The 13,924-nt window shown below is 73.4% G+C and carries 12 protein-coding genes, 1 tRNA gene and 1 pseudogene; 10 read left to right on the top strand and 4 right to left on the bottom strand.

The annotated features are described in order from the left end of the window. Window positions 1–4: 4 nt before the first annotated feature. Window positions 5–577, bottom strand: a complete 573-nt coding sequence (locus tag RV983_RS23195) for a hypothetical protein (protein WP_475987662.1) — start codon at window positions 575–577, stop codon at window positions 5–7. A gap of 110 nt (window positions 578–687) precedes the next feature. Between RV983_RS23195 and RV983_RS23190 the strand changes: the two genes are divergently transcribed. The 3 genes and pseudogenes from RV983_RS23190 to RV983_RS23180 all read left to right on the top strand — a co-directional run. Further along, window positions 688–1,365 (top strand): response regulator transcription factor, encoded by a 678-nt coding sequence (locus RV983_RS23190; RefSeq protein WP_475987661.1) that lies wholly within the window; start codon window positions 688–690, stop codon window positions 1,363–1,365. Beyond that, window positions 1,362–2,750 carry a sensor histidine kinase gene (locus tag RV983_RS23185; protein ID WP_475987660.1) on the top strand — a complete coding sequence of 463 codons (1,389 nt, stop codon included), beginning with the start codon at window positions 1,362–1,364 and terminating at the stop codon, window positions 2,748–2,750. The genes RV983_RS23190 and RV983_RS23185 overlap by 4 nt, the downstream gene beginning before the upstream one ends. Before the next feature lie 364 nt (window positions 2,751–3,114). Next, window positions 3,115–3,693, top strand: a pseudogene (locus RV983_RS23180) (glycoside hydrolase family 18 protein); the annotation flags it as partial. A gap of 121 nt (window positions 3,694–3,814) precedes the next feature. Here the strand turns inward: RV983_RS23180 and RV983_RS23175 are convergent. After that, window positions 3,815–4,513, bottom strand: coding sequence for a TetR/AcrR family transcriptional regulator (locus tag RV983_RS23175; protein WP_475987659.1), 699 nt, complete (start codon window positions 4,511–4,513; stop codon window positions 3,815–3,817). Between the two features lie 243 nt (window positions 4,514–4,756). Here RV983_RS23175 and RV983_RS23170 point away from each other — a divergent pair, with 243 nt between their 5' ends. The 7 genes from RV983_RS23170 (at window position 4,757) to RV983_RS23140 (ending at window position 11,021) form a co-directional block, all read left to right on the top strand. Then, window positions 4,757–5,686: a phosphatase PAP2 family protein gene (locus RV983_RS23170; protein WP_475987658.1), complete on the top strand. Its 930-nt coding sequence runs from the start codon at window positions 4,757–4,759 to the stop codon at window positions 5,684–5,686. A 115-nt stretch (window positions 5,687–5,801) separates the two neighbouring features. Beyond that, window positions 5,802–6,854, top strand: a complete 1,053-nt coding sequence (locus RV983_RS23165; protein ID WP_475990427.1) for a hypothetical protein — start codon at window positions 5,802–5,804, stop codon at window positions 6,852–6,854. Continuing rightward, window positions 6,845–8,407, top strand: coding sequence for a hypothetical protein (locus tag RV983_RS23160; RefSeq protein ID WP_475987657.1), 1,563 nt, complete (start codon window positions 6,845–6,847; stop codon window positions 8,405–8,407). The genes RV983_RS23165 and RV983_RS23160 overlap by 10 nt, the downstream gene beginning before the upstream one ends. Beyond that, window positions 8,404–9,744 (top strand): AAA family ATPase, encoded by a 1,341-nt coding sequence (locus RV983_RS23155; RefSeq protein WP_475987656.1) that lies wholly within the window; start codon window positions 8,404–8,406, stop codon window positions 9,742–9,744. The genes RV983_RS23160 and RV983_RS23155 overlap by 4 nt, the downstream gene beginning before the upstream one ends. 87 nt (window positions 9,745–9,831) lie before the next feature. Beyond that, complete coding sequence (locus RV983_RS23150) at window positions 9,832–10,200, top strand: hypothetical protein (protein WP_475987655.1); 369 nt, start codon at window positions 9,832–9,834, stop codon at window positions 10,198–10,200. A gap of 144 nt (window positions 10,201–10,344) precedes the next feature. Then, a complete protein-coding gene (locus tag RV983_RS23145; RefSeq protein ID WP_475987654.1) occupies window positions 10,345–10,872 on the top strand; it encodes a bifunctional DNA primase/polymerase in 528 nt (175 codons plus the stop codon). Between the two features lie 73 nt (window positions 10,873–10,945). Next, window positions 10,946–11,021, top strand: a tRNA-Lys gene (locus RV983_RS23140). Here the strand turns inward: RV983_RS23140 and RV983_RS23135 are convergent. Continuing rightward, window positions 11,022–12,311 (bottom strand): M6 family metalloprotease domain-containing protein, encoded by a 1,290-nt coding sequence (locus RV983_RS23135; protein WP_475987653.1) that lies wholly within the window; start codon window positions 12,309–12,311, stop codon window positions 11,022–11,024. Window positions 12,312–12,314: 3 nt separating this feature from the next. Then, window positions 12,315–13,475, bottom strand: a complete 1,161-nt coding sequence (locus tag RV983_RS23130; protein ID WP_475987652.1) for a M6 family metalloprotease domain-containing protein — start codon at window positions 13,473–13,475, stop codon at window positions 12,315–12,317. Window positions 13,476–13,924 lie beyond the last annotated feature (449 nt).

Genomic DNA, 13,924 nt, shown 5'->3' with positions numbered 1-13,924 from the left:
GGCGCTATCGGCCCCCGGCCGTGTACGTCTCGACGGTCGGCGCATGCCCGTTCCAGGTGCAGAACAGCGAGGACGTCGTGGTGCCGGAGGTGAAGTCGACGCGGATCCAGGAGGATTCGGACTGGTTCCAGACCTTCATCTCCCAACCGGCCTCGGGGGTCGCGGAGACCAGGGTCGCCGAGGCGGCGTCCAGCTCCAGGACGACCCGGCCGCCCTGGACCGGATAGCTGTGGACGTCGCCGGTGGCGCCGGAGGCGGAGGCCGCGGGGGTCGGGGTGCCCGGGGGCCGGCCGGGCGCGGAGGCCGACGGCTTCGCGGCGGGCGACCTGCCCGGATCGGTGGCGGCCGGTTTGCGGGCCGGCGTCGACGGGCGGTGCGAGGCGGAGGCGGAGGCGGAGGGAGCGGACGACGGGGCGGGCGGAGGCGCCGACGCTGCCGCCGGCTCCGCGAGGGGCAGCGCGCGCGGCGGGTCGTACGCGGTGCCCGCCAGCACGTGGTGGACGCCGAACCAGGACAGCGCGACGGCGGCGCTCGTCGCGAGTGTCCACGCTCCGGCGTGCACCAGTCCTCTTCGCATGCGCTCATACTGCCGGACGCGCCCCTGCCGCGGAGTTGAGGGTTGCGCGCACGGCCCGGACGTGCTCGGACCCGCCCGGGGCATCCCCCGGATGGGCTAAGTTGCGGGCCATGGCAAGTGTGCTCGTCGTCGAGGACGACCAGTTCGTGCGCTCCGCTCTCATCCGGCACCTCACCGACGCCACGCACTCCGTACGGAGCGTGGGCACGGCCCTGGAGGCGCTGCGCGAGGTGGCGCAAGTCGGCTTCGACGTGGTGATCCTGGACCTCGGCCTGCCGGACCTGGACGGGGCCGAGGCGCTCAAGATGCTGCGCGGCATCACGGACGTACCGGTGATCATCGCGACCGCGCGGGACGACGAGTCGGAGATCGTACGGCTGCTCAACGCCGGTGCCGACGACTACCTGATCAAGCCGTTCTCGGTCGAGCACCTGTCGGCCCGCATGACGGCCGTGCTCCGCCGCTCGCGCGCCCGCGCGGCCGCGGAGGTGATGCGGGTGGGCGGGCTGCAGATCGACGTACTGCGCCGGCAGGCCGTCCTCGACGGCGCGCCACTGGACCTGACGCGGCGTGAGTTCGACCTGCTGTCCTTCCTGGCGGCCCGGCCCGGTGTGGTGGTGGCGAGGCGCGAACTGCTGTCGGAGGTCTGGCAGCAGTCGTACGGCGACGACCAGACCATCGACGTCCATCTGTCCTGGCTGCGAAGGAAACTGGGCGAGACCGCCGCCCGCCCCCGGTACCTGCACACCCTGCGCGGCGTGGGCGTGAAACTGGAGCCGCCGTTGTGAGATGGGCCCTGGTCAAGGTCTGTGTGGCGGTCACGGCGATGGTCGTGGTGGCCTTCGCGGTGCCACTGGCGCTGACGGTCAAGGAGATGGCGCGCGACCGGGCGATCGGCAACGCGGAGCGTCAGGCCGCCGCCATAGGCCCGGCGCTGGCGATCACCACGGACCGGACGCAGCTGGAACGCGCCGTCGCCTCCACGCAGGCCGGCGCGGACGGCCGGATCGCGGTGAGCGTGCCGGCCACGGAGGGCGCGGACGGCGTACGGATCGGCCGCCCGCACGCACCGGACGCCGAGGTGGAGCGGGCCTCGCAGCTGGGCAGGGCCGCCACGGTGCCGGTGCCCGGCGGGTACGCGCTGCTGCAGCCGACCGCCGTCGGCTCGGGCTCAGTGGCCGTGGTGGAGGTCTTCGTCCCGGACGGCGAGCTGACCCGCGGGGTCACCACCGCGTGGGCGGTGCTCGCGGCGGTCGGCGTGGGCCTGATCATCGGGGCGGTCGCGGTCGCCGACCGGCTCGGCACCCGGATGGTGGGCCCGGCCAAGCGGCTCGCGGACGCGGCCAACGGACTCGGCCGCGGGGACCTGACGGTGCGCGTCCCGGAGGACGGCCCGCCCGAACTGCGCTCGGCCGCCGTCGCGTTCAACGCCATGGCCGACCAGGTCGTGCAACTGCTGGCCAACGAGCGGGAACTGGCCGCCGACCTCTCGCACCGCCTGCGCACCCCGCTGACCGTGCTGCGGCTCAACGCCGCCTCCCTCGGCGACGGCCCGGCCGGCGAGCAGACCCGGCACGCGGTGGCCCAGCTGGAGCGCGAGGTCGACCAGATCATCCGCACCGCGCGCGCCCAGCAGGCACAGGGCAAACCGGTGGCGGTGGGCTGCGACGCGGCCGCCGTGATCCGCGAGCGGATGGCCTTCTGGTCGGCCCTGGCCGAGGACCAGGGCCGCGAGGCCCGCACGGCCGGCGTCGAGCGCCCGGTACGCGTTCCGGTGTCCCGCGCCGACCTCGTCGCCTCGCTCGACGCCATGCTCGGCAACGTCTTCCGCCACACCCCTGAGGGGACCGCCTTCGCGGTGGACGTGCACAGCGGCGAGGACGCGGTGATCGTCCTCGTCTCCGACGCGGGCCCCGGCATAAACGACCCCTCCGCAGCGATGCGGCGCGGCCAAGGCGCGGGCGGCGACGGTTCGACGGGACTCGGCCTGGACATCGTGCGCCGCCTCGCGGAATCCACCGGCGGAGACGTCCGTATCGGCTCCTCGATGCTGGGGGGCGCCGAGATCCGCGTCTGGATCGCCCTGCGCCCCTACGCGTCGGGCGGCAAGCGCACCCACCGCGACGTACGCCGCCGTCGCGGCAAACGGCCGGCGGGCACACGCCCCGCCTGAGCCCGCACGGCCGCCGCGCAGGGAAGCCGTGGACGCGCCGAGCGAGGTGTGTCACGATCACGCGCGACTCCGGGCACCGGTCCGGGTGCGCAGGGGGAGGGAAGCGCCCGCAACACCCCGCACCATCACAGGGCCACTCCTGGACCGCGACGGACGGCGGATCCCGTCGCAGGAGGCCCGCGGCCATCACAAGGACCACCTGCCTCAGGCGCCGCTTAGCCGCACCTTAAGCGCGCCATAAGAAATCGAACGCATGCCCGGCTCGGGCCATTTGTCCGAATACCCCTCGGTAGCGTGCCGGTTCATGAGGACCTCACATCGTCGTCGCCCCACGCGCAAGGTCGCCCTTCTCGGGGGCCTCACCACCAAGGTGGACTTCGACGTCGAGGGCGGCGCCATCGCCAACGCCACCGCCAACTCCCGGCGCGCCAAGGCCATCGCGCAGCTCCAGGCGGGCCACAGCGGCCTGGAGGTCTCCTACACCCTGCCCGTCATGCCGACCGGTCTCACCCAGGACGGCGTCAACCTGCTCGCGGACGCCAAGGCCAACGGGGTGCGCATCGCCACCGTCAACATCATGGCGATGGACTACGGCGCCTCCTTCAGCGGCGACATGGGCGGTTACGCCATCGACGCCGCGACAGCCACCCGGGCGCAGATCAGGAGCCTGCTCGGGCTGTCGGACGCGGCCGCATGGAAGGCCGTCGCCGTGACGCCGATGATCGGCGTGAACGACGTCAGCACCGAGGTCTTCACGGTCGACGACGCCTCGCAGCTGGTGGCCTTCGCCAAGTCCAAGGGACTGGGCCGGCTGTCGATGTGGTCAGCGACCCGCGACAAGCAGTGCCCCGGCGGCGCCAAGAACGTCGCGGACGCCACCTGCAGTTCGGTCGTCCAGGACGCGGGCGCGTTCTCGAGGGCCTTCGCCGCCTACAACGGCTGATCCTCCGGGATCACGCCGGGTCCACCCCAGGGGTGTCGGCACCCCTCACCAGCCATCTCCCGATCCCCCCACACGAGCGCCCCGGCCGGCAGTTCACTCCCGTCACGGCCGGGGCGCTCTTTCATGTGCGCGGGTGCGTGGGCCTGTTGAGCAGACCGTTCAGGAGGGCGCCCAGCCCGGCCTCGTACTGCGCGCGGCCCGCTTCCTGCGCGGCGCTGAGTTCGGGGGCGAGGCCGGTCAGCGACGGGTAGCTCTCCGCCGGGAGTTCGGCGAGGCGTTCACGGATCTGCTCGCGCAGATTGACCTCCGCGTCGCACTCGGCACGCTTGCGGCGCACGGCCCACATGGCCGAGCCCACCGTGTACTGCATGAGCGCGACCTGGCCGGCGGCCGCCGCGGCCGGTTCCAGGCCCGCGGAGCGCAGCAGGCAGAGCATCCGGTCGATGACCGACAGCGCCTCGACGCCGCGCAGCGGACGGCTCGCCAACAGCTGGAGAGCCGCAGGATGTTCACTGAAAAGGCGGTACACCCCCACACAGAGTTCAATAAGCTGCTCGCGGGGCGCGCCCGCGTCCGGGGGGATCTCGATCTCACCGAGCAGCCGCTCGTGGACGGCGTCGCTGAGTTCCTCCTTTCCCTTGAAGTGCGAGTAGACGGCCATCGTGCCCACTCCCAGCTCCTGGGCGAGCGCGCGCATGGTGAAGGCCTCGGGGCCGTCACGGTCGAGAAGCGCGACGGCTGCGTCGAGGATGCGGTCGGGGTTGAGTGTGTTGCGGGGGACGCGGCGCCGTGGGGAGCGGGCCGGCGGGGTGACAGTCATGAGGGATGCGTGTCCGGTCATGGGGAGCGGTCGGTGAGCGGTTTCCTTGATTCTCCCGCGTTCACAGGCAACCCATGACGGTCGCGCGGCGTCTTTTCGCACGCGTTCACGAGCACACGTTGTTGAACCTCGGACGAACCAGGAGTTACCGGAATAGGTGGGGGTGGTGTTCGGGTTGCCTAGCGTACGTCGTACGGTAGTCCGCATGAGCTCTCACAGGGAGAGAACGGGGAGAACGGCCCGATGACCATGACCACCACCGCGCCGCGGGCTGCCACCTACCGGGGCGGCCTGCGCTGGTGGACCGAGCTGCCGCTGATCGCGGTGGTGTACGGCCTCTACACGACGGGACGCCTCCTGGTACGCGGGGACGTGACGCGAGCGGTGGACCACGGCATCGCCATCCTCCACCTGGAGACGGCACTCACCCTGGACCCCGAACGCTGGCTCAACTCCCTCTTCAGCCGTTACCGGGCGCTCGGCATTCCCGCCGACTTCTGGTACGCCTCCCTGCACTATGTGGTCACCCCCACCGTGCTGGTCTGGCTCTGGCGCCGGCGGCCGACCGTCTACCGCTTCGCCCGCACCTGGCTGATGACCTCCACCCTCGTCGGGCTGATCGGCTTCACCCTGGCGCCGACCGCCCCGCCGCGGCTGCTGGCCGGGGGACACGGCTTCGTCGACACCATGGCGCAGTACAGCTCCTACGGCTGGTGGGGCGGCGACGCGAGTGCCCCGCGCGGCCTCGGCGGACTCACCAACCAGTACGCGGCCATGCCGAGCCTCCATGTCGGCTGGTCCCTGTGGTGCGGGATCGTCCTCTGGCGCTACGGGCGCACCCGTTTCGTGCGCGCGCTCGGCATCGCCTATCCGCTCGGCACGACCCTGGTCGTCATGGGCACCGCCAACCACTACTTCCTCGACGCGCTCGCCGGCGCGGCGGTCATGGGCCTGGGCTTCCTGCTCACGCGGCCCTTCCTGCGCGCCGTGGACGGCCTGCGGGACGCCGTCACCGCACGGCTCGCCCGCCCGGCGCGCCCCGTCTCCTCCACCGTCATCACCTCCTCCCGCGCCGCCTCCCCCGCAAAGCACCCGGCAGAGCACCCGGCGGAGCACGCGGCCGTCCCGGCCCAGCGGGCGGCCCGGCCACCGGCCCGGGAATCCCACGGCTGAACCGCGGTGGCCCCCGTTGTCGGTGGGGAGTGCGAGACTTGCGCGGGTGAGCACTACGCACGATCTGCGAGAGCGGTTGGCGGGGCTGCGCGGCCCGGGTACCGACCCGCGCCCGATGGACGCACGGGCACTGGCGGCGCTGGCGGCGAACCCGGGCTGCCGGCGCCGCGCGCTGCTGGACGCCGCGGGGGTGGACAAGGCGGCCGTGGCCGGCGTGCTGGGCAACCCGGCGCCGTTCGGGCAGTCGCAGTTCGCGTTCATCCGCGGCCACGCCTTCGAGGCCCGGGTCAAGGGGAACAGCTGCGCCGAGCTGCTGCGCCTGCTGGGCGCGCCGGAGGACACCGAGGTCGCCCTGCCCGACCTGACCGCGCCCGGCCCCGAGGGCCGCGTGGCGCGCACCCGCCTCGCGCTCAAGGAGGCCACCGCCGCGGCCCGCTGGGCGGTGCTGGACCATCCGCTGCTGGCCCTGGAGGTCGCCGATTCGCCGGTCTACCTGGAGCCGGACGCGATCGCCGTGCGCCCTGACGGGTCGTGGACGGTGATCGAGATCAAGTCCTTCCCGATCCTGGACGGTTCGGCGGACGCGGTGAAGGTCGGCGCCGCCGCCCGGCAGGCCGCGGTCTACGTCCTGGCCCTGGAACGGCTCGGTTTCGGCGCCCCGGACCACCGGGTGCTGCTGGTGTGCCCCAAGGACTTCTCCAACCTCCCGGTCGCCGAGGTCGTCGACGTCCGCAAGCAGCTGTCGGTCACCCGGCGGCAGCTCGCCCGGCTCACCCGGATCGAGGAGATCGCCGACACCCTGCCCGAGGGCACGACCTTCGACCTGCGGCTCGCCGACGACCGGCGCACCCCCACCCGCTCCGGACCGGAGCTGCGCGCCGCGGTGGACCTGCTGCCGGCGGCGTACGCCCCGGAGTGCCTTGCCAGTTGCGAGCTGTCCTTCCACTGCCGCGAGCAGGCACGGGCCTGCGGCGCCGTGGAGGCGCTGGGCCGCGGGGTCCGCGCCGAACTCGGCTCGCTCACCGACGTCGAGCAGGTGCTGGCGGCCGCGCTGGGCGACGACGGCCCCGGCCCCGGCTCCGGCGGACCCGCCGCACCCGACGACCCCGCGGTGGCCGCGCTGCGCCGGGCCGCCGCGCTCCGTGCGGAGGCGCTGGGATGTCGCTGATCTCCGTTCTGGCCAGGGCGGAGGCGATGGCGACCGGGCGGGCGACCCCGCTCGCGACGGTGCGCCACCGCCATCTGTCGGACCGGCCACTGGTCCTGGTGCTGCTCACCACCGCCGGCGAGGTCGGCGCGCCCCTGGGCGCGCTCGTCGGTTCCGCGCGCGCGGAGCCCCGGCTGCTGACCGTGCCGCAGCCGCGCGACCGCGACCTGCGCTTCGCCTTCCTCGCCGAACTCGCCCAGATCGTGCTGCCCTACCTGGAGAGCTTCGCCGACGACACCGAGACCGAGCCCGCGACCCGCAACCGCGAGGAGTCCGAGGTCTGCACCGACGCGCCCCAGCTGCTGGTGGCCAACACCGCGGCCATGGAGTACGTCCGGCTGCTCGGCCGCTCGACCCGCTTCCGCCGCACCGTCGAGGACGACCCGGACGAACCGCACCCCGTACCCGCCCGGGTGCCGCTGCTCGGACGGTGGCTGACGCACTACGGGGAGCGTGCCCGCACCCCCGGGTCCTCGCTGCTGCTGTCCGCGACGGAACTGCTGACCCGGCACTGGGCCACCGGCCAGAGCAATCTGGAGGACCAGCACCTCGGCGCCCTGCTGGCCTGGACAGAACCGCCCGAGGGCATGTCCGGCGCCGAGGCGGCGCGCCGCGCGGAGAGCGGCCGCGGCACCGACGGGCTGCTGGAGTGCCCGCCGGCCGGCCCCGCCACGGACCCCGTGTTCGACAACACGGTGCTCGCGCCCGCGACGGCCCGCTTCGACGCGGGCATCCCCGGTGCGGCGGACGAGATCGCCGCGCTGCTGGACGGGCAGATGCGGCCCACGTGGGACGCGGTCTGGCGCTCCGTCGACCTGCTGCGCGAACTCCCCGAGGGCGCCCACGTCGAGGAGCGGTGGAAGCGCGACCGCTGGTCGTACACCTCGCACCGGGACCGGGTACGGGCCGGGGAGCCGCCGCAGCCGCGGCGCGACGACGCGGTCTCCGCCGCGCAGAAGCTGGCCGGGCGGGAGACCGCGCAGGTGCGGCTGGAGGCGCAGGAGGCACTGGACGACCCGCTGGAGATGGCGGGACGGCGGCTGGCCGGCCAGGCGTTCGCGGGCCGGGTGGTGGACGTGCAGATGGCGATGAGCGAGGGCAAGATCCCCAAGCCGCGCCCGCTGGTGACCGTGGAGACCGAGGACCGGCCGCATCTCGACCAGGACGCCAAGGTCTATCGCGCCCTGCCGGACGGCCGCACCCAGCAGGCGCAGTTCGTGGAATGGAACGGGCCCGGCACCGTGCTCTTGCGGGTGGTGAACGGCATGGGCCGGTCCAAGGTCCCCGATCCCGGCACCGTGCCGGAGCCCGGTGACGCCACGTGCTGGACGCTGTTCGAGCACGCCCCGCGCGGCGGCGCGGGACTGCCCGAGCCGGAGGACACCCCGTGGACCCACGGCGGCCCCCCGGGCGCCGCGACCGGCGCTGTCATCGCGGCCGGCGCCGCCGCCGGCCCCACCACCGCAGCGCTCGCCGAGAGCGCCGACCCCGCGACCGCGGAGGACTACCTGTGAGCCCGAGCCCGGTGAGCGAGGCGGCCCGGGCCGCCGGCGCCGCGACCGAGCGGATCCTGCACGACACCCTCCGCGGCACGCACCGCGGCGTGGTCGTGGACTCCCCGCCCGGCGCGGGCAAGTCCACGCTGGTGGTGCGGGCCGCCCGGGAACTGGTGGCGGCGGGCGAGTCCCTGATAGTGGTCGCCCAGACCAACTCCCAGGTCGACGACCTCGTGGACCGGCTGGCCACGGCCGACCCCGCCCTGCCCGTCGGCCGGCTGCACGGCAGCGACTCCCCGCCGGACCCGGCGCTGGACCGGCACCCTTCCGTGCTGAAGTCGACCAAGGCCGCCGACCTGACCGGGGCGAAGGTGGTGATCGCCACCGCGGCGAAGTGGGCCTTCACCGCGGCCTCCAAGGGCATCGAGCCGTGGCGGCACGCCATCGTCGACGAGGCGTACCAGATGCGCTCGGACGCGCTGCTCCAGGTCGCCGGGCTGTTCCAGCGGGCGCTGTTCGTGGGCGACCCCGGCCAGCTGGACCCGTTCAGCGTGGTCGGCTCCGAGCAGTGGGCCGGGCTGAGCTACGACCCCTCGGCGAGCGCGGTGGTCACCCTGCTGGCCCACAACCCGGGGCTGCCGCAGCACCGGCTGCCGGTGTCGTGGCGGCTGCCCGCCTCGGCGGCACCGCTGATCTCCGGCGCCTTCTACCCGTACACCCCGTTCCGCAGCGGCACCGAGCCCGGTGAGCGGCGGCTGGCCTTCGGCGTGCCCGGCGACGGCTCCGGCCCCGACCGCGTGCTGGACGAGGCGGCGCTGTCCGGCTGGGGCCTGCTGGAGCTGCCGGCCCGCCGCACCCCGCGCACGGACCCGGAGGCGGTGCGCGCGGTCGCGCTGGTGACTCGGCGGCTGCTGGACCGTGGCGGGGTGGCGCACTCGGAACGCGGCACGGCCCCGGTCGGCCCGGACCGGATCGCGGTGGGCACCGCGCACCGCGACCAGGCGGCGGCGGTGCGGGCGGCGCTGGCCGACCTCGGCGTCCGCGGTGTGACGGTGGACACGGCCAACCGGCTCCAGGGCCGGGAGTTCGACGTCACCGTGGTGCTGCACCCGCTGTCGGGGCGTCCCGACGCCACGGCCTTCCACCTGGAGACCGGCCGGCTGTGCGTGCTGGCCTCGCGGCACCGCCACGCCTGCGTGGTGGTGTGCCGGGCGGGCGTGCCGGAGCTGCTGGACGAGCACCCCTCGACGGAGCCGGTGCAGCTCGGCGTGACGGTGAAGTTCCCGGACGGCTGGGAGGCCCATCACGCCGTCCTCTCCCATCTCGCCGAACACCGCGTGACCTGGCATCCCTGACGCGTCCCCGCCCCGTTCCCGCCTCGCGGAGGTCCTCTTGCGCGAGGCGGGACAATGGAAGGCGCTGACGATCCTGGAGGTACGTACATGTCCGAGCCGCAGTCGGCTCACAACGCGGCGGGCAAGCCGCCCGCCCCTCGGCTGAAACCCGCCCAGCTGCTCTTCGAACCGGCGGCGATCGCCGAGGACGACGAGCACTTCTTCGACCTGGAGTCCGTGGAGGACCCCAGAGAGCTGCTGGCGCGCTCCACCGAGCTGGCCCTGGCCTTCCGGGCCGCCGCGGACCGCGCCACCGAGTTCCAGGCCATGGCCGCGGCGCAGCTCGCCGACCCCAAGCGGTTCGACCGGCTGGTACCGGCGGCGATCGCCGAGCAGGCGGGCTGGTCGGAGGACTACGCCAAGCGGATGATCGAGTTCGGCCAGGGCCTGCTGCAGGGCGGTTCCACGGGCTCGTAGCGCACGCATATATGCGGCCGGGGCACCGTACCCGACCTCCGGCCCGCGTGTCCCTCCTTCTACCGGATTGGCGTAACGAACCGTTCACGCACGGTAGTTGTATATGTCATGAGTGATGGGCAGTGGCATACACGGCCGGGGGGCATGATCGATTCTGCTTCCTCAGGCGTACCCGAAGCGGCGGGCTCCGCCGCGTACCGGCATGCGCAGTACGTGACCCCTGACGGAGCCGAATGGCTGGCTTCCGCCAGCTCCTTCCCGCGCAGCGTCCGGGCGCTGTGGTCCGCCCGGCCCACGGCTCCCACCGTGCTGCCCTGCGGCACGGCCTTCGACGTGGTGAATCTGCCCGCACTGTTCGGCCGCCGGGTCCTGGAGCAGCTGTGGTCCGCGGGCCCGGGCTCCGGGCCGGCCGCCGAGTGCCGCGGGCGCATCCTGCTGCTCGTCGCGCCCGGCGCCGCCCAGCGGCTGCCCTCCCTGCTGTCCTGGGAGGAGTGGGGCAGACCCGTGCCGTCCCTGCTCTGCCACGGCGAGGGCGACTCGGTGGCCCTCCCCCCGCCCTACGCCGACTGCTCCACCGCCCGGTCCCGCTGGCTCGTCGCCCCCGACACCCACCGCCCCTGGCTCCCCGAGGCCGCCGACGTGCTGTGGGCCTGCGTCCGGGCGGCCCGCTGACCGGGGGGCCGGGCGCCTGAATATCGATTTTTACCCTCCCGCAAGCGGATGCTAATCTCTACGACGTGAGCGAGCGCCGCTAGCTCAACTGGCAGAGCAGCTGACTCTTAATCAGCGGGTTCGGGGTTCGAGTCCCTGGCGGCGCACCATCATCGACGGGCGTCCTCCCTCCGGAGGGCGCCCGTCGTCGTGTGCGCGGCCGCCCGTGCCTTCTCCGTGCGCCACGGGTGGCGATTGATGATCCGCACCGTCCAGCCGTCGTCGGCCGGGTCGTGGGCGAGGACCTCGACGGTGAGGCCCGAGGCGGGGTCGGCGAAGTGCTCGCCGGGCCGGAAGGGCGCATCGTTGAGGGAGTTGAACGAGGCGCTGCTGTACTCGCAGGCCGAGGTGCCCGGGTGGGCGTCGCGGACGGTGACCGGGCCGTGGCCGGAGTCCACGTCGGTGCGGATGCGGTAGACGAGGACGCCCTCACGGCAGGCCTCGGCGTCGTTGCCACGGGCGGCCCGGGCCTCGACCACGTAGGCGCGGGTCCGGCCGAGCGGGACGACCACCGCCTTGCGGCCGCCGGGGACCTCGACCGGGGACAGCCGCACCAGGTGGGTCGCGGAGTCGCGGACGCAGAGGATCTGGGCGTCGTCGAGCCAGCCCAGCCGCCACTTGTGCCAGGCGAACAGGTCCCCCTGGAGCCCCCAGTCCAGGGACATGCTGTCCCACTGGCCGGCCAGGAGGTCGGTGCGGCCGAAGCGGTCGACGGAGTACAGGTCGGGCAGGCCGAAGGCATGGCCGTTCTCGTGGCTGAGCACACGTGCGCCCGACTGGTCGTGACCGTATATCAGCGACACCCGGTCCAGGCGGGCGCCGTCGTCGGTGGTGGCCGCGGCCGCGCCGGTCCAGGTGACGGAGAGGACCGCCTGGTCCGCGGGCGGGCCCGCGTTCGGCGTGACCAGGACGTTGACCAGGCCGTACCCGGAGAAGTCGATCGTCTTGTCGGCGACCCGCAGCAGGTCGCGCATCATGGCGGTGTGCGCGTTCCAGCCGTAGCCGCGCCCTATGCCGTACGCGGTGAAGGGGCGGGGCATGCGGATCCAGTGCAGCACCGGTGTGGAGTCGTAGCGCAGCCTGCCGTACGAGGCCCGGTGGAACCACTGCCGCACCGCGGGGAAGAACTCGCGGTAGCGCTCCTGCGCGGAGTAGGGGGCCTGCTTGTCGGGGAAGTCGACCATGAGCGTGAGGGCGCGCACATCGCCGGTGGCGGAGGCGAAGCCGTGCCCCCCGTCGGTGAACCCCTCCGACATGGCCGTGCCCGGCGCCGCGCGCAGGGCGCAGGGCCGGTCGGCGGGCGGCAGGCCCGCGGCCGTGCCGCTCCCGGTGACGGCGCCGCTGCCCGCCGCGAAGAGCATCACGCAGGCCGAGACGGCCAGGGCCCTGGCTCCGCGCACCGCCTAGCCCTGCGTGACCCGGACGGTCCAGGAACCGTCCTGGTGACGGGCGATGACGTCGATCCGCGAGTCGGAGCCGACCTGGTACCCCTCGCCGGCGTGCAGCGGGGCGTCGGCCAGCGGCGGGTAGACCGAGACCGGCGAGCAGCGGGCGGTGCCCGGGTGGCCGTCGATGACGTCTATCGGGCCGTCGCCGGACGGCACGTCGGCGCGCACCCGGTACAGCAGGACGCCCTCGGTGCAGGTCAGCCGGTCGTTGCCGGTGGCGGCGCGGACCTCGACGGCGACGACGGACTTGAGCCCGGCCGGCACGACCAGGAGCTTGGTGCCGCCCGGCCGTTCGGCGGGGGTGACCCGGTAGGTGTGCGTGCCGCTGTCGACGACGCAGTGGACCTGCGAGGAGCGCAGCCAGCCGAGCTTCCACTTGTGCCAGGCGAACAGATCCGGTGCCAGTCCGAACTGACTGCCCATGATGTCCCAGTCGCCGACGTGGGTGTCCCAGTCGGCACGGCTGCCGGCCGGCGGCCGGTAGTACAGGTCGGGCAGGTCGAAGGCGTGACCGGTCTCGTGCGCCAGCACGTTGACGTCCGGCGGATGGCTCTCGAAGACGGTGACGAAGCGGCGCAGGTCCATGCCGTCGGCGTGCAGCGGCGAGCCGAGGCTGACCACCTTGGTGGCGTCCGGGTCGACGCCCGGGGCGTCGGGGTCGGCGACGAGGTAGACGACCTTGTAACGGCGGAAGTCCACGCGGGGGTCGGCGGCCGCCACCGCGTCGGTGAGGAAGCGTGAGCGCACGGGGGCGTTCCAGTCGCGCGCTATCGAGTACGCGGAGGAGGGCAGCGGCATGCGCACCCAGACCGGCACGACGTGCGGCCGCAGCCGGAAGGCGCCGTAGGAAGCGCGTTCGAAGTACTGCGCGGTGGCCGGGAAATGGTCCTCCGCCAGCTCCGCCGGGGTGAGGCTGGGCCGGGCGTCGGGGAAGGACAGGAAGATCATCACCGCGTCGACGTCCCCGTGGGCCCGCGGGTAGGAGGGGTCCCTGGACGACACGCCCTCGGAGTGGTGGGCGCTGCCCCGGGGCAGTACGCACACCTCGCCGCCGGCACCTCCCGCGGAGGGTCCGGTGACCAGGGTCCAGGCCACGACGGCGGCGAACACGCTCATCGCCGCGACCGCGGCCCGCAGCACGCGGCGGGCAGCGCGCCGGGAGTCACTCCCGTGAACACGCCGATGCGCACGTATGGGTAGCCCTGGCAGCGGCACGTGGACCTCCCGGACGGTGTCGGGACACCCACATCACGCTGCTATGTTTTGCGGTGGTACGCCCCCTTGTGCTGCTCCGCCCGGGTTACCGTCCGATCACTACAGTGCGTAATGAGTGACGAAAAACGATCCATTCAATTCGCGGTGCGACGAAAAATGACCACCGCCACACTCCGCGCACCGAGAATCACCGCTACGGCGGTGGCCGGGCCATTCGGAAAACCTCTATGATCGGCACATTTCCAGCATGAACGCCGCCTCTTGGCGGTCATTCGATCCCTCCACGACCATGTGTGCGAGACGACAGCTATACGGGAGTCAGCGATGGGCGGACCCTCGGGAGGCCCCGA

This window comes from Streptomyces sp. RLA123 (assembly GCF_056270165.1).
Note: the sequence above shows the minus strand (reverse complement) of the source record. Positions and strands in the feature narration are given on the sequence as shown.